Here is an 18,281-nt window from a genome sequence, read left to right on the forward strand (position 1 = left end):
GGATTGCCTGGGCCGATCCGGGCCGTCTGCGCCCTCCGGATCGCCCGGGAACGGCAGGGTGTGCGGACCGTCTGCGGGGGCGGCGGCGGTGTCGCGGAGGCAGGATGACCGTATGCTGCTCGCCGCCCTCGCACGGGTCTCGGCCGAGGTCGCCGCGACGTCGGCCCGGTCGCGGAAGACCGCGTTGCTGGCCGAGTTGTTCCGGGCCGCCGCTCCGGAGGACGTGCCGGTGGTCATCCCCTACCTGGCCGGGCGGCTGCCCCAGGGCCGGATCGGCGTCGGCTGGAGCGCCCTGCGCGACCCGCCGCCGCCCGCCGACCGGCCCACCCTCTCCGTCCGCGACGCGGACGCCGCGCTGACCGCCCTGGCCCGGGTCGCCGGCCCCGGCGCGCAGGCCGAACGGCGCCGGCTGGTCGGGGCGCTGCTGGCCGCCGCCACCGCGCAGGAGCAGCGGTTCCTCCACGGCCTGCTGACCGGCGAGGTCCGGCAGGGCGCCCTGGACGCGCTCGCCGTCGAGGGGCTCGCCGCCGCCACCGACGCCCCGCCGGACGCGGTACGGCGCGCGGTGATGCTGGCCGGCTCGCTCCCGGACGTCGCCCGGGCGCTGCTCGCCGAGGGGCCGCCGGCGCTGGCCGGCTTCCGGCTCACCGTCGGCCGGCCGGTCGGGCCGATGCTCGCGCAGACCGCCGCCTCCGTGGACGAGGCGATCGGCCGGCTCGGCCGCTGCGCCGTCGAGGAGAAGCTCGACGGCATCCGGGTCCAGGTGCACCGGGACGGCCCCGACGTCCGGATCCACACCCGCACCCTCGACGAGGTCACCGACCGGCTGCCCGAAGTGACCGCCCTCGTCCGGGAGTTGCCCGCCGCGCGCCTCGTTCTCGACGGCGAGGTGATCGGTCTGGACGCGGACGGGCGCCCGCTGCCGTTCCAGCGGGTCGCCGGCCGGTTCGGCTCCCGGACGGACGTCGCCGCGGCCCGCGCCGCCCTCCCGTTGACCCCGGTCTTCTTCGACCTGCTCGCGCTCGGCGACCGCGAGCTGCTGGACCTTCCCGGAGACCGCAGGCACGCCGAACTCGCCGCCGTCGTACCGGAGTCGGCGCGGGTGCGGCGCTGTGTCGTCGAGGACCCGGACGACCCGGGCGCCCGCGCCGCCGCCGCGGAGTTCTTCGCCGACGCCCTGCGGCGCGGCCACGAGGGTGTCGTGGTCAAGTCCCTGGACGCGCCCTACGGCGCCGGCCGCCGGGGCGCCGCCTGGCTGAAGGTGAAGCCGGTGCACACCCTGGACCTGGTGGTCCTGGCGGCCGAGTGGGGTCACGGCCGCCGCACCGGCCGGCTCTCCAACCTGCACCTGGGGGCGCGGGCCGCGGACGGCGGTTTCGTCATGCTCGGCAAGACCTTCAAGGGACTCACCGACGCCACCCTCGACTGGCAGACCGAACGGCTCCGGCGGCTGGCGGTGGCGGACGACGGCCATGTGGTGACGGTCCGCCCGGAACTCGTCGTGGAGATCGCCTACGACGGACTGCAGACCTCGCCGCGCTACCCGGCCGGAATCACCCTCCGGTTCGCCCGCGTGGTGCGCTACCGCGAGGACAAGACGGCCACGGAGGCCGACACCGTGGAGACGGTACTCGCCGCCCACCGATGGCGTGCGGGAACAGGGAGCGGGCAGTAGGGAGCGCGGGCGGGGGAGCGGGAAGGGTCGTAGACGGGACGAAGGGTCGAGGGGGCGAAGGGAGCGGCGGAAGGGATGGCCGGGAAGCGGAGTGCCGGGCTGTTGCTGTACCGCGGTGGCGCGGACGGCGGCACCGAGGTGCTGTTGGCGCACATGGGCGGCCCGCTGTGGGCCCGCCGGGACGCCGGTGCCTGGTCGGTGCCCAAGGGCGAGTACCTGCCGCCGGAGGAGCCGCTGGCCGCGGCCCGCCGAGAGTTCGCCGAGGAGCTGGGTACGGCACCGCCGGAGGGGCGGTACGTGCCCCTGGGGGACGTCCGGCAGTCCGGCGGCAAGGTGGTGACGGTCTGGGCCGTCGAGGCCGACCTCGACCCGGACCGGATCGAGCCGGGCACCTTCGAGATGGAGTGGCCGCGCGGCTCCGGGGTGCTGCGGACCTTCCCGGAGATCGACCGGGTGGCGTGGTGCACGCCACAGGAGGCGTACGACCGGCTGATCACGGCCCAGCGGGCGTTCCTGGACCGGCTGGCGGACGCCCTCGCCGGAGGCGGGGCCGGTGACGGCGGGACCGGCGAGGACGGGACCGGCGAGGACCGGTGACGGTCCGCACCATCGGTACTGCCCCGGATGAGTTCTGCTGCCGAGGCTGCCCGGGACTGCCCGAGGTTGCCCGCAACGGAGGGAAATGCGCCTGTTTTCGATCGCTTCCGAGCGCCGTTTTTCAGGGCTGCGTCGCTGGTCCGGGCCGGTTCGGGCCCCTGCGGAGGCCCGTCTCCGCCGCCGGCGCCCGCCCGCGTACGCCGGTGGTGCCGGGTACCGCGGCGCTTAGGCTGGACGGCATGAGCTCGGAGATGCGGTCGTTGGCGGTCACCCCACTCGTCCAGGAGGACGAGTGCGCGGTGCTGCGGGTCAGCGGTGAGCTGGACCTCCGCACCGAGCAGGCGTTCCTCGCCGAGGCCCGGTCCGTCGTCTCGGCGGGCCACCGCTTCCTCGTGCTCGATCTGACCGCCCTGCGGTTCTGCGACTCCCGGGGTCTGAGCTGCCTGCTCGCCCTGGAATGGCTCTGCCGCCGCCTGGAGGGCCGGCTGCTGCTGGCCTCCCTGGGCGTACGGATGCTCAAGCTGCTGATCGGGACGCAGTCCCTCGGGGTCTTCTCCTGCTATCCGACGGTCGGCCACGCCCTGGCGGCGGTCCCCGACGGCAGCCGTCCGGCGTGGCCGCCGCCCGAGGACCCCGCGGACTAGGGCGCTTCTGACGGATCTCCGCGGTGTCCACGGAGATCCGTCAGAAGCGCCCTAACCGCCGGCCGCCCGCGGGCCGGCTGGGCCATGTGGGGGAGCGGTCACGCCTGTGGGCGAAGCGGCCCGGCCCGACCGCGCTGACCCCTGCGTGTGACGCTCCGGCCGCCCGGACACAGCCCCGGCCCGCGGGCCCGGCACCGCCTCCGGCATCGCGTCCGGGTCCGGGGCCGGCTCCCCGCCGTCCTCCGGCCACGTCGCCCCAGGCTCCCCGCCGTCCCCCGGCTCCGCCCCCGCCCGTAGCGCGGCGATCAGTGCCGCGACCGAGGGCCGGGACCGGGCGGCCGCGCCGACCGCCACCACGATGTGCCGCTCGACGGTCTCCCGCAGCGGCACCGCGGCGATCCCCGCCGACCGCAGCCGCAGCATCAGCCCGGTCAGCGGTGCCACCCCGAGCCCCGCCCCGACCATCGCCAGCGACGTCGCGGTGTCCGTCACCTCGTGCACCACCCGCGGCTCGCCGCCGGCCCGGCGGCAGGCCGTCCGGATCGCCCGCCCGTAGTACGAGCCGGCCGGCGGCAGGATCCAGTCGTACGCCGCCGCCCCCGCCAGGGCCAGCGGCGCCGCCTCCCGGGGCGCCCGCCCGGCCGGCACCGCCAGTGAGAACCGCTCGGTGCGCAGCCGCACCAGCTCCACCGCGCCGTCCCGGGCCAGCGGCGCGTCCGGATAGTCCAGGCCGAGCGCCAGATCCACCCGGCCGGCCAGCACCTCCGCATACGCCTGGTCCACGTCCACCTCGCGGCCGACCACCCGCAGCTGCGGATGCCGGGCCGCCAGCCGGCGCAGCGCGGGCGGCAGCAGCAGCGCCGCCGCCGTCCCGAACACCCCCAGCCGCAGCCGCCCGGCCACCTCCCCGCGGGCCCGTTCCAGGGCCGCCACCGCCTCGGCCTGCGCCCCCAGGATCCGCTCGGCATGCACCGCCAGCGTCCGCCCGGCGTCCGTCAGCTCCACCCGGCGCCCGGCCCGCCGGACCAGCTCGGTGCCGGTGGCCCGTTCCAGCGCGGCGATGTGCAGGGAGACCGCGCCCGGTGTGTAGCCCAGCGCCGCGGCCGCCGCCGTCATCGTCCGGCTCCGGGTCAGCTCCAGCAGCGTCCGCAGCTGCACCCCCGGCAATTCCACGGCGGGACCCTACCCACCGGCCGCCGGCGCCACCCGCGCCCCGCCAAACCCGCGGATCTCCACCTCTCCTCACAGATCACCTCCAGGGACGCTGCATGGACGGCCGACCCCCGGCCCGTCACCATCGAAGGGCACCGTCCCCGCGGCCCCGGCCGCCGGGACGGACCACGGCGTGACGACGTGCCCACCCGACCATGTGACGACGGGAAGGCGGCCCGGATGGCCCACTCCACGGCTTCGGCCCCCTCGCTCCCCGACCCGCAGCCCGCCCCGCTCCCCGTCTCCGCCGACGTCGTGATCATCGGCGGCGGGGTGATCGGCGCGAGCATCGCCTTCCACCTGGCCGAGGCGGACGCCGGCCGGGTACTGCTGCTCGAACGCGACCTGCCGGCCGGCGGCTCCTCCGGCAAACCGCTGGGCGGGGTCCGCGCCCAGTTCTCCGACCCGCTCAACATCCGGCTCGGCCTGCGCAGTCTGGACGCCTGGCGGGACTTCGCCCGCCGCCCCGGCGCCGACATCGGCCTGCAGACCGTCGGCTACCTCTTCCTCCTCGGCGACGAGACCGCACGCGACACCTTCGCCGCCGGCATCGAGCTCCAGAACGCCCACGGCGTGCCCAGCCGCCTGATCACCCCGCACGCCGCCCGCGACCTGTGCCCGTACGTCGACCCCGGCACCCTCGTGGCCGCCGCCTTCTCGCCCACCGACGGCTATGCCACCCCCAAGGCCGCCGTCACCGGCTACCTCCGCGCGGCCCGCCGGCTCGGCGCCACCGTCCGCACCCGCTGCCCCGTCATCGCCATCGACACCGCCGACGGCAGTGTGCAGGCCGTCCGCACCCCGCACGGCACCGTCCGCACCCGCACCGTGATCTGCTGCGCCGGAGCCTGGTCCGGCGAGGTCGGCGCGCTGGCCGGGGTCGCCCTCCCGGTCACCCCGCTGCGCCGGCAGATCGCCTTCACCGGGCCGCTGCGCCCCCGCCCGCCCCGCATCCCCTTCACCCTCGACTATGCCTCCACCCTCTACTTCCACAACGACGGCGCCGACGGACTCCTCCTCGGCCTCTCCGACCCAGCCCAACCGCCCGGCTACGACCGGGAGTTCAGCCGCGAGTGGCTCGCCCCGTTCCGCGCCGCCGCGGCCCGCCGGGCACCGGCGCTCGCCGGACTGCCGGTCACCGGCGGCTGGGCCGGCCTCTACGAGATGACCCCCGACCGCAACGCCCTCATCGGCGAGGCCCCGCACCCCGGCCGCTTCCTCTACGCCACCGGCTTCTCCGGCCACGGCTTCCTCCAGGCCCCCGCCGTCGGCGAACTCGTCCGCGACCTCTACCTGCGCCGCGAACCCTTCCTCGACATCGGCCCGCTCGCCGCCACCCGCTTCGACGGCCGCCACGCCGCCACCCGCCCCGAGGCCCACATCATCTGATCCCGCCCGCGAAGAGGAGAGCAGACCCCATGGCCACGATCCCCACCTGGCGGCTGCGCGCCGCGTTCGCCCGCCGGCTCTCCGCCATGTACGGCACCGAAGTGCCCGCCTACACCACCCTCCTGGAGGTCGCCGGGCAGATCAACGACGAGGTCGCCGCCCGCTACCCGGACGCCGGCCGGCTCGGCAGTATCGACCGGGTCACCGCCGAACGCCACGGTGCCATCCGCGTCGGCACCCCCGGCGAACTCCGCCAGGCCGCCCAGATCTTCGCCGCCCTCGGCATGCACCCGGTCGGCTTCTACGACCTCCGGGACGGCGCCGTCGGCGCGGTGCCCGTCGTCTCCACCGCCTTCCGCCCCACCGACCCCGCCGAACTCGACCGCAACCCGTTCCGGGTCTTCACCTCCCTCCTCACCACCGGCGACCGCCGCTTCTTCGACCCGGACCTGGAGGCCCGCCTCACCGCCTTCCTCGCCCGCCGCCGCCTCTTCCCGCCCGAACTCCTCGGCCTCGCCGAGCGCGCCGAACGCGAACAGGGCCTGGACGAAGCCGCCGCGGAACGCTTCCTCACCCTCGCCGTCGGCGCGTTCACCCTCTCCGCCGAGCCCGTCGACCGCGCCTGGTACGCCGAACTGGAACGGGTCTCCGCGGTCGCCGCCGACATCGGCGGGGTCACCACCACCCACGTCAACCACCTCACCCCGCGCGTCCTGGACATCGACGCCCTCTACCGGCGGATGGGGGAGCGCGGCATCACCATGATCGACCGCATCCAGGGGCCGCCGCGCTGGGCCGGCCCCGACGTCCTGCTGCGCCAGACCTCCTTCCGCGCCCTGGCCGAACCCCGCACCTTCCGCGACCCCGACGGCCGGCTCACCCGCGGTGCGCTGCGCGTCCGCTTCGGCGAGGTCGAGGCCCGCGGCATCGCCCTGACCCGCACCGGCCGGGCCCGCTACGACGCCCTCATGGCCGAGACCGACCGCCGGATCGCCGAGCGCCCCGGCACCGATCGGCAGGCGACCGCCCGCGCCGTGTGGCACGACGGCTTCCCCCGCACCGAGGCCGAACTCGCCGCCGAGCGGCTGGCGTTCTTCACCTACCGCCCGGTGACCGACCGCCCCCGCGACGGCCGCCGCCCGCCCGCCGACCTCCCCGCCCTGCTCGCCGACGGCTGGCTCACCGCCCACCCCCTCGTCTACGAGGACTTCCTGCCCCGCTCCGCCGCCGGCATCTTCCACTCCAACCTCACCGGCGACGGCACCCGCGACCCGCACCGCGACGGCACCCCCTTCGACGCCGACCGCCTCTCCGCGGCCCTCGACCGCCCGGTGCTCGACCCGTTCACCGGCTACGCCGCACAGCAGGACCGCTCGCTGCGCCGGGCCCTGGCCGCCCTGCGGGCCGACGAGGTCCTGGCCGCGCTCCCATCCGATGCCTAGATGAGTGAGTCCGAAGTCCCGTCGTCCGCCCGAAGGGCGGGCCCCGCGGTGTCTGGTGCGGTGCATCGCAAGGCGCCGGAGCGGCCTGATAGCGGAGCTATCGGGACGTTTCGGCAACGCGGCGAGGTGCCGCACCAGACACCGCGGGGCAGGCGGGACTTCGGACTCACTCATCTAGTCACCTACCTTGATACACAAGGGAGTTGTCGATGACCGTCAGCGCACAACCCGCCACCCTCGGCCTTCCCGGCACCGACACCCTGCGGGACCGCGCCACCACCGCGCTGCGCCGCTGCGGCGCCGCCGGGCTCGACGCGTACCCGGACGCCGCCCCCGGGGACGGTGCCACGGTAGCCGCCCGCACCCCGCTCACCGGCGCCGTCCTCGCCCACCTGCCCGCCACCACCCCCGACCAGGCCGAGGCCGCCCTGGCCGACGCCCACCGCACCTTCCTCACCTGGCGCACCGTCCCCGCCCCGGTCCGCGGCGCCCTGGTCAAACGCCTCGGCGCACTCCTCACCGCCCACCAGGAGGACCTGGCCGACCTCGTCACCCTCGAAGCCGGCAAGATCCGCTCCGAGGCGCTCGGCGAGGTCCGCGAGATGATCGACATCTGCGACTTCGCGGTCGGCCTCTCCCGCCAGCTCTACGGCCGCACCATCGCCGGCGAACGCCCCGGCCACCGGCTCTCCGAGAGCTGGCACCCGCTCGGCGTCGCCGGAGTGATCTCCGCCTTCAACTTCCCGGTCGCCGTGTGGTCCTGGAACACCGCCCTCGCCCTGGTCTGCGGCGACCCGGTGGTCTGGAAGCCCTCCGAACTGACCCCGCTCACCGCCCTCGCCTGCGCCGCCCTGCTCGCCCGCGCCGCCGCCGACACCGGCGCCCCGCCCGGCGTCCACCACCTGCTGCTCGGCGGCCCGCGCCACGGCGAACTGCTCGCCGACGACCCCCGGGTGGCCCTGCTCAGCGCGACCGGCTCGGTGCGGATGGGACGGCAGGTGGCGCCGCGGGTCGCCGCCCGCTTCGGCCGCTGCCTGCTGGAACTCGGCGGCAACAACGCCGCCGTGATCGCCCCCTCCGCCGACCTCGACCTCACCGTCCGCGGTGTGGTCTTCGCCGCCGCCGGCACCGCGGGCCAGCGCTGCACCACCCTGCGCCGGCTGATCGTCCACGAGGACCTCGCCGACCGCCTCGTCGAACGCGTCGCGCACGCCTACGAGCGGCTCCCGCTCGGCGACCCGTACCGGCCCGGAACCCTCGTCGGACCGCTGATCAGCACCGCCGCGCACACCGCGATGGCCGAGGCGCTGGCCGCCGCGCGGCGCGACGGCGGCACCGTGCTCACCGGGGGCGACCGCCGCTTCGCCGACGAGGCCCCCGACGCCGCCTACGTCCGCCCCGCCCTCGTCCGGATGCCCGGCCAGACCGGGATCGTCCGCACCGAGACCTTCGCCCCGATCCTCTACGTCCTGACCTACCGCACCCTGGAGGAGGCCATCGCCCTCCAGAACGGCGTGCCGCAGGGCCTGTCCTCCAGCATCTTCACCCGCGACCAGCGCGAGGCCGAAGCCTTCCTGGCCGCCGACGGCTCCGACTGCGGCATCGCCAACGTCAACATCGGCACCTCGGGCGCGGAGATCGGCGGTGCGTTCGGCGGCGAGAAGGAGACCGGCGGCGGCCGGGAGTCCGGCTCCGACGCCTGGCGCTCCTACATGCGCCGGGCCACCAACACCGTCAACTACTCCGCCGACCTGCCGCTCGCCCAGGGCGTCGACTTCCTCTGACCCGCGCCCGCCGGCGTCAGTGCAGGGCCCGGCCCAGGTCCGCCACCAGCGTCGGCGACGGCCGGGGGATGGCCCCGAAGTCCTCGTCGTCCCCCTCCACCACCAGCCGGTTGATGACGTTCTCCAGCGCGGCCGGCAGCGTCGGCGCCAGTCCGCTGTGCCACTGGACGAGGAGGTTGTGCCGGGCCTCGTCCGGCAGTAACTGCTTGTCGTCGAACGCCGCCACCGCCCGCGGCTCCTCGTCGGGGGCGTGTGCGGCCTGCTCGCGCCAGTAGACGGCGTCGCGGAACTCGCCGTCCCCGCGGTGCGCCAGATACAGGCAGTACGCGGCGGTCCGGCTGCCGGCGCCGGCGCCGAAGAGCCACCAGAACCGCGCCGCCGCCGACCGCCCGGTGATGTGCAGCAGGCACCCGAAGACCAGCGCCCCCTCCGGGTCGATGTGGTGGTCGTCCACCAGCCGCTCCAGACTCGCCGCGGCCGCCGCGGCGTTGACCACCAGCGCACACGCCAGTTGCAGCTCGTGGGTGGCCTCGTCGCGTGCGGTGGGATACGCGCTGGGGGCGGCTCGGCTCGGCCCGGCCGGCGGCGGCACCACCGCGGGCGGCGACGTCGCCGACCACTCGGCCGCCGGCGTCAGACAGCCCAGCCCGTCCAGCGCCCCCGCCTCGTCCAGCGCACCGAAATCCGCCAGCCCGCCGATCCCGGCCACTGCCGCGGCGGCGCTGAGCAGCGATTCGACGGTTTCCCGCCGCTCGCCGGGACCCCGATAAGCCCTCGTCATCTTCCGCTCCCCCATGTCCGACTCCCGCTGGTCTCCGGCCGGTCCGGCCCCGATCCACCCGACAGGCCCTATCCCTGATCGATGCCGAGCGCGGCGGCCAGCTTCCGCCGGCCCCGGCTCGCGTACGAACGCACGGTGACCTCGTCCACCCCGAGCAGCGCGGCGATCTGCGCGTCGCCGTAGCCGATGACGTGCCGGAGCACGATCACGTCGCACTGCCGCTCCGGCAGCCGGGAGATCGCCGCGTAGAGCCCCAACTGGCTCTCCAGCATGGCGAACTGCTGCTGGCACTCGCGCAGCAGGGCATGGGTGACGACGGCGAAGGCGGCGGTCTCGGTGAGCGCCGTCGACTGCCGGTGGTCGTAGAGCCACTCCATGACCTGTTCCTTGAGCAGCGCCCAGGCGTACGCCTCCACCGACGCCTGCCGCAGCGCATGCGGCCACACCCGGCCGAGCCGCTCGTACGCCGCCCGGGTCACCGCGCGGGCCGCGTCCTCGCTGCCGGTGTGCAGATAGGCGTAGGCCAGCCACTTCCGGGCGTGGGTCGACAGGAACGCCTCGAAGGCGAGCGACAGCTGCCGGCCCGACTCCGGTGGGACGGCCAACTCCGCTATGGCGGCACGGTTCGCCCCCAGGGCCGGCAGAAGTCGGTTCCGGTGTGTGCTCACGCGCCGCCCTCGTTCCGTTCGCCGTGCACCGCCGCGGCGCCACCGAGGAGGGCGGCCGCGCCGGGAGGACGGTTTGCCCTCACCCTCCAATCAACAGGAAACCTCGCGGTTTTGTGGCACCGGGCGGCAAATAATCCTGCGCTCCGCAGTCATCTGACTACTCGTGACCGGGAACGATCAAAAGCGGACGCCGATATCCGCACACGACCACCGGCACCCCGGCGCACGCCACCAGGCGCCCCGTGCACGGCCCCGCCCCGGCGCATGAACGCTCCCCCGCCGGGCAGTGCTCACCACGGCGGTCACCGCTCCCCGGGGAGCGCCCTGCCAGCGACCATCCGGCGGCGGGAGGCAGCGCGCGATGAACGACCACGAGCCCGTGGTGGACCTGCAACTGGACCGGGCCCACTCGGCCCGGATCTACGACTACATGCTGGGCGGCAAGACCAACTTCCTGGCCGACCGGATGGCCGCCGGCCGGGTCCTGGGCGTCTTCCCCGCCGCGCTGGTGGCCGCCCGCATCAACCGTGCGTTCATGCACCGCGCCACCCGGCACCTCGCCGCCGCGGGCCTGCGCCAGTTCCTGGACATCGGCACCGGCATCCCCACCCCGCCCAACCTCCACGAGATCGCCCAGCGCACCGCCCCCGACGCCCGCGTCGTCTACACCGACAACGACCCCATCGTGCTCGCCCACGCCGCGGCCCTGCTGCACGGCACCCCCGAGGGCCGCACCGCGTACGTACCGGCCGACGTCACCGACCCCGCGAGCATCCTGACCGCCCCGCAGCTGCGCGCCACCCTCGACCTGACCCGGCCGGTCGCCCTCAGCCTGAACGCCCTGATGCACTTCGTCACCGACGACGGCCGGGACCGCGCGCACACCGTCGTGGCGGCCCTCAAGGCCGCCCTCCCCAGCGGCAGTACGCTCGCCATGACCCACGCCACCTCCGACTTCAGCCCCGACACCATGGACCGGATCCTCGGGATCTACCGCGAGGCGGGCACCGAGCTGCAGTTCCGCACCCGCGCGGAGTTCGTGCGCTTCTTCGACGGCTGGGAACTCCTCGACCCCGGCGTGACCCTCTCCCACCAGTGGCGCCCCGACCGCCCCGAGGACGCCACCCACGTCACCGACGGCGAGGCCGCCTGCTACGCCGCCGTCGCCCGCAAACCCTGACCCGGCGTCCGCGCGGCGGTCCGGCGCTCACCGCTTCCGGTAGCCGTACGCCTCCTCGGCCGCCGCCACCACCGCCGCCAGATCCGCCCCGGCCGAGGCGCTGACGACGGCGGCCACCGCCCCCTCGACGAACGGCGCGTCCACCAGCCGGGCGCCCGGCGGGAGTTCGTCGCCCTCGGCGAGCAGCGCCTTCACCGTCAGCACCGCGCTGCCGAGATCGACCAGCAGCGCCACCCCCGCGCCGCGGTCCACCTCCCGCGCCGCGGACGCGATCAGCTCGGCGCTCGTCCCCAGCCCGCCGTCCGGCGTCCCGCCCGCGGCGGCCACCGGCACCTTCGGGCCGTCCCCGGCCAGCCCGGCCGCCAGCGCCGCGACCGCCTCCGCGACCGCCCTGCTGTGCGACACCAGCACCACACCCACCACCGGCTGCGCACCGCTCATCGCGCCACCTCCGCCAGCGCCGCGAACAGCAGCGCGGTGGACGTCGCCCCCGGATCCTGATGCCCCACGCTCCGCTCCCCGAGATAGCTGGCCCGGCCCTTGCGCGCGAGCATCGGCACCGTCGCCCGGGCCCCCTCGTCGGCCGCCGCGGCGGCCGCGTCCGGCGAGGTCCCCAGCGCGTCGACGGCCGGCACCAGGGCATCCACCATGGTCTTGTCGCCGGGTGCGGCACCTCCGAGCTCCCGCACCGACGCAAGCCCGGCGCGCAGCCCCGCCTGCAGCTCCGCCACCGTCACCTGCGGCGCCTCACCCAGGCGCTTCCCGGCCCGCCGCAGCAGCGTCCCGTACAGCGGCCCGGCCGCACCGCCCACCGTCGAGATCAGCTGCCGCCCCGCGGTCATCAGCACCGCGCCCGGCGCGGCGGGCGGCTCGCTCTCCAGCGCCTTCACCACGGCCGCGAAGCCGCGCTGCATATTGGTCCCGTGATCGGCGTCGCCGATGGCCGAGTCCAGCTCCGTGAGCCGTGCGGCCTCCCGCTCGACCAGACCGGCCGCCGCGGCCATCCACCGTACGAAGAACGCACCGTCAAGCGTCACGTCCACCACACCATCACCCCTCTGCACAACCGGACAACCGACAGCTGACAACGTCTGCGACAGTCAACACCGTGCACCTCCCGACGGCACCCGGCGCCGCCCGCTACCGCCCCCACCGCAGCCCGGCCGTCGCCACCGGCGCCTCCCACAACCGCAGCAGCTCCTCATCGACCTGACACAGCGTCACCGAGCAGCCGGCCATGTCCAGCGACGTGACGTAGTTCCCCACCAACGTACGGGCGACGGCCACCCCGCGCTCGTCGAGCACCCGGTGCACCTCCGCGGTGAAGCCGTACAGCTCCAGCAGCGGCGTCGCCCCCATGCCGTTCACCAGCACCAGCACCGGCAGCTTGGGCGGGAGGTCGGCCAGCACCGCGTCCACCGCGGCGTCCGCGATCTCGTGCGCGGTCATCATGGCCCGCCGCTCCCGCCCCGGCTCGCCGTGGATGCCCACCCCCAACTCCAGCTCGCCCTCGGGGAGTTCGAACGTCGGACCGCCCTTGGCCGGCGTCGAGCAGGCGCTGAGCGCCACACCGAAACTCCGGGACGACGCCACGACCTGCCGGGCCAGCGCCTCGACCCGCTCCAGCGGCATCCCCTCCTCGGCCGCCGCGCCCGCGATCTTCTCCACGAACAGCGTCGCCCCCGTCCCGCGCCGCCCGGCCGTGAACGTCGAGTCGCGCACCGCGACGTCGTCGTCCACCAGCACCGTGGCGACCTGCACCCCCTCGTCCTCCGCCAGCTCCGCCGCCATCCGGAAGTTCAGCACGTCGCCGGTGTAGTTCTTCACCACGAACAGCACCCCGTGCCCGCTGTCCACCGCCGCCGCGGCCCGCACCATCTGGTCCGGCACCGGCGAGGTGAACACCTCTCCCGGGCACGCCGCGTCCAGCATCCCCGGCCCCACGAACCCCCCGTGCAACGGCTCGTGCCCGCTTCCCCCGCCGGAGACCAGTGCCACCTTCCCCGCCACCGGCGCGTCCCGCCGCACGATCACCCGGTTCTCCACGTCCACCACCAGCTCCGGGTGCGCCGCGGCGAACCCTCGCAGGGCGTCCGCCACCACGGTCTCGGGGACGTTGATCAGCATCCTCACGGGTACCTCCCAGGGAGCTCGGCAAGCAGGGCCATGATCCGAGTCTTCCCGGGCGCACCTCGGCGGATCAAGTATCGGGCCCCGAGACGTCCGACGCGCCGCCGCCGTCCACGAGGTCGCTCCGCCGCGACGGACGCCCGAACGGAGCACGTCGAACGGCCGGTCGGTCAGTTTGACTTCTCCGTAAAACATGGTGAGTTCCGGGCCGTCCTGGGATCTGGTGGCCGCTGTGGTGACAGTTGCTGACCCCTCAGGAGGAGCCATGGCTTCCGCGCCGGCCGTGTCGCTGATCGTTCCGACGTTCAACGAGGCAGGGAACATCGATGAGTTGCTGGACGTGGTGAGCGCGGCGGTTCCGGCGGGGTGGGACGTCGAGGTGCTGTTCGTCGACGACTCGACGGACAACACGCCGGAGGTCATCGAGAAGGCGGCCGGACGGGTGCCGATCCCGGTGGCGGTGCTGCACCGGGAGGTGCCCGAGGGCGGGCTCGGCGGAGCGGTGGTGGCCGGGATCGCGCGGACCAGCAAGCCGTGGATCGTGGTGATGGACGCCGATCTGCAACACCCGCCGCATCTGATGCCGGAGTTGGTGCGGGCGGGCGAGCGGGCCGGGGCCGAACTGGTGGTCGCCAGCAGGTACGCGGAGGGCGGCAGCCGCAGCGGGCTGGCCGGCGGGTACCGGATGGCGGTGTCGGGGGCGTCGACGACGCTGACCAAGGCGCTGTTCCCGCGGCTGCTGCGCGGGGTGTCCGACCCGATGAGCGGGTTCTTCGCCATCCGGCGGGAGGCGGTCGAGCGGGCCGGGCGGGCGGGCGAGGCGCGGCAGGAGGGCGGGTTGCGGCCGCTGGGGTACAAGATCCTGCTGGAGCTCGCGGTGCGCTGCCGGCCGCGCGGGGTGGCCGAGGTGCCGTACGCGTTCGGGGAGCGGTTCGCGGGGGAGTCCAAGTCGACGGTGCGGGAGGGGCTGCGGTTCCTGCGGCACCTCGCGGAGCTGCGCAGCAGCGACAAGCGGGCGCGGATGGTGGCGTTCGGGCTGATCGGGGTCTCCGGGTTCGTCCCGAAGCTGCTGGCGCTGGGGGCGCTGACCGGCCTCACCTCGCTGCACTACGCGGTGGCCGAGGTGCTCGCCAACCAGCTCGGGGTGGCCTGGAACTTCGCCCTGCTGGACTTCCTGGTCTACCGCAGCGTGAAACGGGGGCACTGGGCCGGCCGGCTGGCGGGGTTCGCGGCGCTCGGCAACCTCGATCTGCCGGCCCGGATCCCGCTGATGGTGCTGCTCGTGGAGCGGGCCGGGATGGGGCCGGTGCCGGCGACGGTGCTGAGCCTGGTGGTGGTGTTCGTGGTGCGGTTCCTGCTCGTGGACACGTTGATCTACCGGCGCAGGCAGCGCCGGCGGGCCGCGGCGGTGCGCGGTGCGGGGGAGGAGCGCACCGCCTGAGGAGGCCCGCGCCCCAGGTGGGCGCGCTGCTTAGCTGACAACGCAAACTCGTGGCGGTCCGCCCCGGCCCGACAGGAGACTCCAGGCGGTGATCGCGCCGTCCGGACCGGACGGCGACGTGACGTACGACGGCGGATGGGGCGGTGGACGTGGGGGCGGTCGCTGTGGAGGTGCGGGAGGTGCCGGTTGCCGGGCCGCGGGTGCGGCCGGCCTGGCGGACGGCCGGCGCGGTCGCCGGTGCCGTCGTCGTGCTGCTGCTCGCGCTGGCCGGCCGGTACGGCTACAACGTGGACGAGCTGTACTTCCGGCTGCTGGGCGAGCGCGGCTGGGCCTGGGGGTACACCGACCAGCCGCCGCTGGTGCCCGCACTGGTGCACGCCACGACCCAGGTGCTGGGCGACTCCGTGTGGGCGATCCGGGTGCCGGCGGCGCTGTGCGCCGGCGCCGTGGTGCTGCTCGGGACGCTGACCGCCGCCGAACTGGGCGGCTCCCGGCGGGCGCAGGCCCTGGCCGCGCTGGGCCTGGGCAGCTCGTTCCTGGTGCTCGGCGTGGGCCACATCATGGTGACCACCACCCTGGACCTGCTCGCCTGGTCCGCGCTGCTGCTGTGCGTCGTACGGGCGCTGCTGCGCGGCCAGGGCAGGTGGTGGGTGGGGGCGGGCGCCGTGCTGGGCCTGGCGCTGTACGCCAAGTACATCGTGGCGCTGCTGCCGGTGGGGCTGCTGGTGGGGCTGGCGCTGGTGGGTCCGCGGAAGGTGTTCCGGGACCGGTGGCTGTACGCGGGCATCGCGCTGGCGCTGGTCATCGGGGCGCCGAACCTGATCTACCAGGCCACCCACGACTTCCCACAGCTGCAGATGGCCGACGCGCTGGGCGCCACCGACGGGCCGATGAACCGCGTCATCTTCGTGCCGAGCCTGGTCGTCCTGTTCGGGCCGGTGCCGACCGTGGTGTGGGTGGCGGGGCTGGTGCGGCTGCTGCGCGCGCCGGCCTGGCGCCCGGTGCGCGCGCTGGCACCGGCGTTCGGCGTGGCGGTGGCGCTGACGCTCTACGGCGGGGGGCGGCCCGACTACGTCGGCGGGTTCCTGATCGCGCTGTTCGCGGCGGGGGCGGTGGCCGTCGACCGGTGGCTGGGCCAACGGCGCTTCCGGCAGGTGCTGTTGGGCGGCGGGCTGGCGGTCAGTGCGGTGCTGCAGGTGCTGATGGCGCTGCCGGTGCTGCCGCAGAACTCCCCTTTCACTCCGCTGAACAACATCTCCCTGGAGAGCGTGGGCTGGCCCCGCCTGGCCGACCAGGTGCGCACCGCGTATCTCGCGCTGCCGCCCGAGCAGCGGAAACGGGCCGTGGTGCTGGCCGGCAACCTCGGGGAGAGCGGGGCCCTGGACCGGTACGGGCGCGGACTGCCGCGCGTCTACAGCGGTCACAACGAGCTGCACAAGTGGGGTCCGCCGCCGGAGTGGGCCGATGTCGTGGTCGCGGTGGGCGTCGAACGGCCCCGGCTGGCGGCCGACTTCCGCAGCTGCACCGTCGTCGGCCATCTGGACAACGGCGTCGGCGTGGACAACGCCGAACAGGGCAGACCGGTGACGGTCTGTCACGGCCGCCGGGCCCCGTGGGCCCGGCTGTGGCCCGCCTACCACTACTTGAGCGGTTGAGCCGCCCGGCGGGACCGGGGGAGAAGCGAAGACTCGGCGGGAGATGAGGCGTGATGACGACGACGTCCCTGGACAGGACGAACAAGGCGAGAGCGGGTGGCGCACCGGCGCTGCGGGCGGCGCCGGTGGCGTGGCGGCCGATCGCGGTGGTGGCGGCCGCACTGGCCGTGCTGCTGTTCGCGTTCGCGAGTGAATACGGCTACCACGCCGACGAGTTGTACTTCCGGCTGCTCGGGAAGCACGGCTTCGCCTGGGGGTACGTGGACCAGCCGCCGCTGCTGCCGATGGCGGTCCGCGCGGCGACGGCGGTGTTCGGCGACAGCATGTGGGCGATCCGGGTGCCCGCGGTGCTGTGTGCCGTGGTCGTGACCCTGCTCGGCGCGCTGATCGCCGCCGAACTGGGCGGCTCCCGGCGGGCGCAGACACTGACCGCGTTCGGAGTGGCCACCTCGACCATGGTGCTCAGCTTCGGCCACTGGATCCTCACCACCAGCTTCGACACCGTGGCCTGGGCGGCGGTGCTGCTCTTCGCGGTGCGGGCGCTGCTGCGCGGCGAGGGGAAGTGGTGGCTGTGGGCCGGTGTGGTGGTCGGCGTGGGGCTGTACGCCAAGTACATCGTGCTGCTGCTGGCGGTGGCGCTGTTGGTGGGGCTGGCGCTGGTGGGGCCGCGGAAGGTGTTCCGGGAGCGGCGGCTGTACGTGGGCATCGCGCTGGCGCTGGCGATCGGGGCGCCGAACCTGATCTACCAGGCCACCCATGACTTCCCGCAGCTGCAGATGGCGGAGGGGCTGGCGGGCACCGACGGCGAGGCCAACCGCGCCATGTTCGCCACCAACCTGGTGCTGCTGTTCGGGCCGGCGCTGTTCGTGCTCTGCCTGATCGGGCTGTGGAAGCTGTTCCGGGTCCCCGAGTGGAAGCCCGTACGGGCCCTGGGGGTCGGCTACTTGGCGGCCACTGCGGCGTCGTACCTGATCGAGGGCGGCCGGCCGGACTACACCGGCGGACTGCTGATCGCGCTGCTGGCCGCCGGGTGTGTGGCCGCCGACCGGTGGACCGGCCGGCGCCGGCTGCGGCTGTCGGTGCTCGCGGTCTGCCTGGTGCTCAGCGCGGCGGCGCAGATGCTGCTGTCGCTGCCGGTGATCCCCAAGAGCGCGCTGCGCGACTTCCAGATCGCCAGCATGCCGCTGGAGACGGTGGGTTGGCCCCGTATGGTCCAGCAGACCGAGGCGGCCTACCGGGCACTGCCGGCCGCGGAGCGCGCCCGGGCGGTGGTGCTGGCCGACAACTTCGGCGAGGCGGGGGCCCTGGACGTGTACGGGCACGGGCTGCCGCGCGTCTACAGCGGTCACAACGAGCTGCACAAGTGGGGTCCGCCGCCGGAGCGCGCCGACGTCGTGCTCGCGGTCGGCATCGACCGCGCCCGGCTCGCCGCGGGCTTCCGCTCGTGCACCGTCGTCGGCCACCTCGACAACGGGCTGGGCATCGACAACCCCGAGCAGGGCGTGCCGCTCACGGTCTGCCGCGGGCTCAAGCAGCCCTGGTCCGCGCAGTGGCCCGGCTACCGGCACTACAACGCCTATCTGTGACGGGGCCCGGCCCGCGGCCCGGTGCGGGGGTTTTCTCCCCGGGACCGGGCCGCGGGGCGACCTGCTTCGCTGCACGGGAAAAGTCGTGGCCCGGCCG

General features: G+C 74.9%; 16 protein-coding genes. 10 read left to right on the forward strand and 6 right to left on the reverse strand.

All coding sequences use genetic code 11. The features are described 5' to 3' along the window. Positions 1-112: 112 nt before the first annotated feature. The 3 genes from B073_RS0120465 to B073_RS0120475 all read left to right on the forward strand — a co-directional run bounded on the left by B073_RS0120465 (position 113) and on the right by B073_RS0120475 (position 2,916). The gene (locus B073_RS0120465) at positions 113-1,675 is read left to right on the forward strand and encodes an ATP-dependent DNA ligase (protein ID WP_018539946.1); all 1,563 of its coding nucleotides are present in this window, start codon (positions 113-115) and stop codon (positions 1,673-1,675) included. A gap of 75 nt (positions 1,676-1,750) precedes the next feature. Further along, a complete protein-coding gene (locus B073_RS0120470) occupies positions 1,751-2,272 on the forward strand; it encodes an NUDIX domain-containing protein (RefSeq protein WP_018539947.1) in 522 nt (173 codons plus the stop codon). A 239-nt stretch (positions 2,273-2,511) separates the two neighbouring features. Beyond that, a complete protein-coding gene (locus B073_RS0120475) occupies positions 2,512-2,916 on the forward strand; it encodes an STAS domain-containing protein (RefSeq protein WP_234025126.1) in 405 nt (134 codons plus the stop codon). Positions 2,917-2,967: 51 nt separating this feature from the next. Here the strand turns inward: B073_RS0120475 and B073_RS0120480 are convergent, their stop codons facing one another. Next, complete coding sequence (locus B073_RS0120480) at positions 2,968-4,089, reverse strand: LysR family transcriptional regulator (RefSeq protein ID WP_234025127.1); 1,122 nt, start codon at positions 4,087-4,089, stop codon at positions 2,968-2,970. 219 nt (positions 4,090-4,308) lie between these two features. Here B073_RS0120480 and B073_RS0120485 point away from each other — a divergent pair, with 219 nt between their 5' ends. The 3 genes from B073_RS0120485 to B073_RS0120495 all read left to right on the forward strand — a co-directional run bounded on the left by B073_RS0120485 (position 4,309) and on the right by B073_RS0120495 (position 8,743). Further along, on the forward strand, positions 4,309-5,517 hold the full coding sequence (locus tag B073_RS0120485) for an NAD(P)/FAD-dependent oxidoreductase (RefSeq protein ID WP_018539950.1): 1,209 nt from the start codon (positions 4,309-4,311) through the stop codon (positions 5,515-5,517). Positions 5,518-5,546: 29 nt separating this feature from the next. Beyond that, entirely contained in the window at positions 5,547-6,959 is a 1,413-nt protein-coding gene (locus tag B073_RS0120490; protein WP_018539951.1) for a VOC family protein, read from the forward strand. A gap of 209 nt (positions 6,960-7,168) precedes the next feature. Continuing rightward, positions 7,169-8,743, forward strand: coding sequence for an aldehyde dehydrogenase family protein (locus tag B073_RS0120495; RefSeq protein WP_018539952.1), 1,575 nt, complete (start codon positions 7,169-7,171; stop codon positions 8,741-8,743). Between the two features lie 16 nt (positions 8,744-8,759). On the opposite strand, the gene B073_RS0120500 is transcribed toward B073_RS0120495, so the two are convergent. Both B073_RS0120500 and B073_RS0120505 read right to left on the reverse strand, forming a co-directional pair. After that, the gene (locus B073_RS0120500; protein ID WP_037812218.1) at positions 8,760-9,524 is read right to left on the reverse strand and encodes a hypothetical protein; all 765 of its coding nucleotides are present in this window, start codon (positions 9,522-9,524) and stop codon (positions 8,760-8,762) included. Positions 9,525-9,592: 68 nt separating this feature from the next. After that, positions 9,593-10,192, reverse strand: coding sequence for an RNA polymerase sigma factor (locus tag B073_RS0120505; RefSeq protein ID WP_018539954.1), 600 nt, complete (start codon positions 10,190-10,192; stop codon positions 9,593-9,595). A gap of 361 nt (positions 10,193-10,553) precedes the next feature. Here B073_RS0120505 and B073_RS0120510 point away from each other — a divergent pair, with 361 nt between their 5' ends. Then, positions 10,554-11,372 carry an SAM-dependent methyltransferase gene (locus B073_RS0120510; RefSeq protein WP_018539955.1) on the forward strand — a complete coding sequence of 273 codons (819 nt, stop codon included), beginning with the start codon at positions 10,554-10,556 and terminating at the stop codon, positions 11,370-11,372. A 27-nt stretch (positions 11,373-11,399) separates the two neighbouring features. Here the strand turns inward: B073_RS0120510 and dhaM are convergent, their stop codons facing one another. From dhaM to dhaK, 3 genes are all read right to left on the reverse strand, one after another. Then, positions 11,400-11,813: a dihydroxyacetone kinase phosphoryl donor subunit DhaM gene (dhaM, locus tag B073_RS0120515; RefSeq protein WP_018539956.1), complete on the reverse strand. Its 414-nt coding sequence runs from the start codon at positions 11,811-11,813 to the stop codon at positions 11,400-11,402. Beyond that, positions 11,810-12,376, reverse strand: a complete 567-nt coding sequence (gene dhaL, locus B073_RS0120520; RefSeq protein WP_037812220.1) for a dihydroxyacetone kinase subunit DhaL — start codon at positions 12,374-12,376, stop codon at positions 11,810-11,812. The genes dhaM and dhaL overlap by 4 nt, the downstream gene beginning before the upstream one ends. A 136-nt stretch (positions 12,377-12,512) precedes the next feature. Continuing rightward, complete coding sequence (gene dhaK, locus B073_RS0120525; RefSeq protein WP_026247560.1) at positions 12,513-13,505, reverse strand: dihydroxyacetone kinase subunit DhaK; 993 nt, start codon at positions 13,503-13,505, stop codon at positions 12,513-12,515. 262 nt (positions 13,506-13,767) lie between these two features. Between dhaK and B073_RS40505 the strand changes: the two genes are divergently transcribed. The 3 genes from B073_RS40505 to B073_RS0120540 all read left to right on the forward strand — a co-directional run bounded on the left by B073_RS40505 (position 13,768) and on the right by B073_RS0120540 (position 18,184). Continuing rightward, positions 13,768-14,943, forward strand: a complete 1,176-nt coding sequence (locus tag B073_RS40505; protein ID WP_018539959.1) for a glycosyltransferase — start codon at positions 13,768-13,770, stop codon at positions 14,941-14,943. A 149-nt stretch (positions 14,944-15,092) separates the two neighbouring features. Continuing rightward, positions 15,093-16,598 carry a glycosyltransferase family 39 protein gene (locus tag B073_RS0120535; RefSeq protein WP_026247561.1) on the forward strand — a complete coding sequence of 502 codons (1,506 nt, stop codon included), beginning with the start codon at positions 15,093-15,095 and terminating at the stop codon, positions 16,596-16,598. Between the two features lie 53 nt (positions 16,599-16,651). Continuing rightward, positions 16,652-18,184, forward strand: coding sequence for a glycosyltransferase family 39 protein (locus B073_RS0120540; protein ID WP_018539961.1), 1,533 nt, complete (start codon positions 16,652-16,654; stop codon positions 18,182-18,184). Positions 18,185-18,281 lie beyond the last annotated feature (97 nt).

The organism is Streptomyces sp. MspMP-M5, assembly GCF_000373585.1.
Taxonomy (GTDB): Bacteria; Actinomycetota; Actinomycetes; order Streptomycetales; family Streptomycetaceae; genus Streptomyces.

Excerpts from the sequence above, each read along its gene's own strand:
- B073_RS0120495 (WP_018539952.1), top strand. The coding sequence starts at position 7,169 with ATGACCGTCAGCGCACAACCCGCCACCCTCGGCCTTCCCGGCACCGAC.
- B073_RS0120465 (WP_018539946.1), top strand. The coding sequence starts at position 113 with ATGCTGCTCGCCGCCCTCGCACGGGTCTCGGCCGAGGTCGCCGCGACG.
- B073_RS0120510 (WP_018539955.1), top strand. The coding sequence starts at position 10,554 with ATGAACGACCACGAGCCCGTGGTGGACCTGCAACTGGACCGGGCCCAC.
- B073_RS0120475 (WP_234025126.1), top strand. The coding sequence starts at position 2,512 with ATGAGCTCGGAGATGCGGTCGTTGGCGGTCACCCCACTCGTCCAGGAG.
- B073_RS0120540 (WP_018539961.1), top strand. The coding sequence starts at position 16,652 with ATGACGACGACGTCCCTGGACAGGACGAACAAGGCGAGAGCGGGTGGC.
- B073_RS0120500 (WP_037812218.1), bottom strand. The coding sequence starts at position 9,524 with ATGACGAGGGCTTATCGGGGTCCCGGCGAGCGGCGGGAAACCGTCGAA.
- B073_RS0120490 (WP_018539951.1), top strand. The coding sequence starts at position 5,547 with ATGGCCACGATCCCCACCTGGCGGCTGCGCGCCGCGTTCGCCCGCCGG.
- dhaM (WP_018539956.1), bottom strand. The coding sequence starts at position 11,813 with ATGAGCGGTGCGCAGCCGGTGGTGGGTGTGGTGCTGGTGTCGCACAGC.
- B073_RS0120485 (WP_018539950.1), top strand. The coding sequence starts at position 4,309 with ATGGCCCACTCCACGGCTTCGGCCCCCTCGCTCCCCGACCCGCAGCCC.
- B073_RS40505 (WP_018539959.1), top strand. The coding sequence starts at position 13,768 with ATGGCTTCCGCGCCGGCCGTGTCGCTGATCGTTCCGACGTTCAACGAG.
- B073_RS0120470 (WP_018539947.1), top strand. The coding sequence starts at position 1,751 with ATGGCCGGGAAGCGGAGTGCCGGGCTGTTGCTGTACCGCGGTGGCGCG.
- dhaL (WP_037812220.1), bottom strand. The coding sequence starts at position 12,376 with ATGGCCGCGGCGGCCGGTCTGGTCGAGCGGGAGGCCGCACGGCTCACG.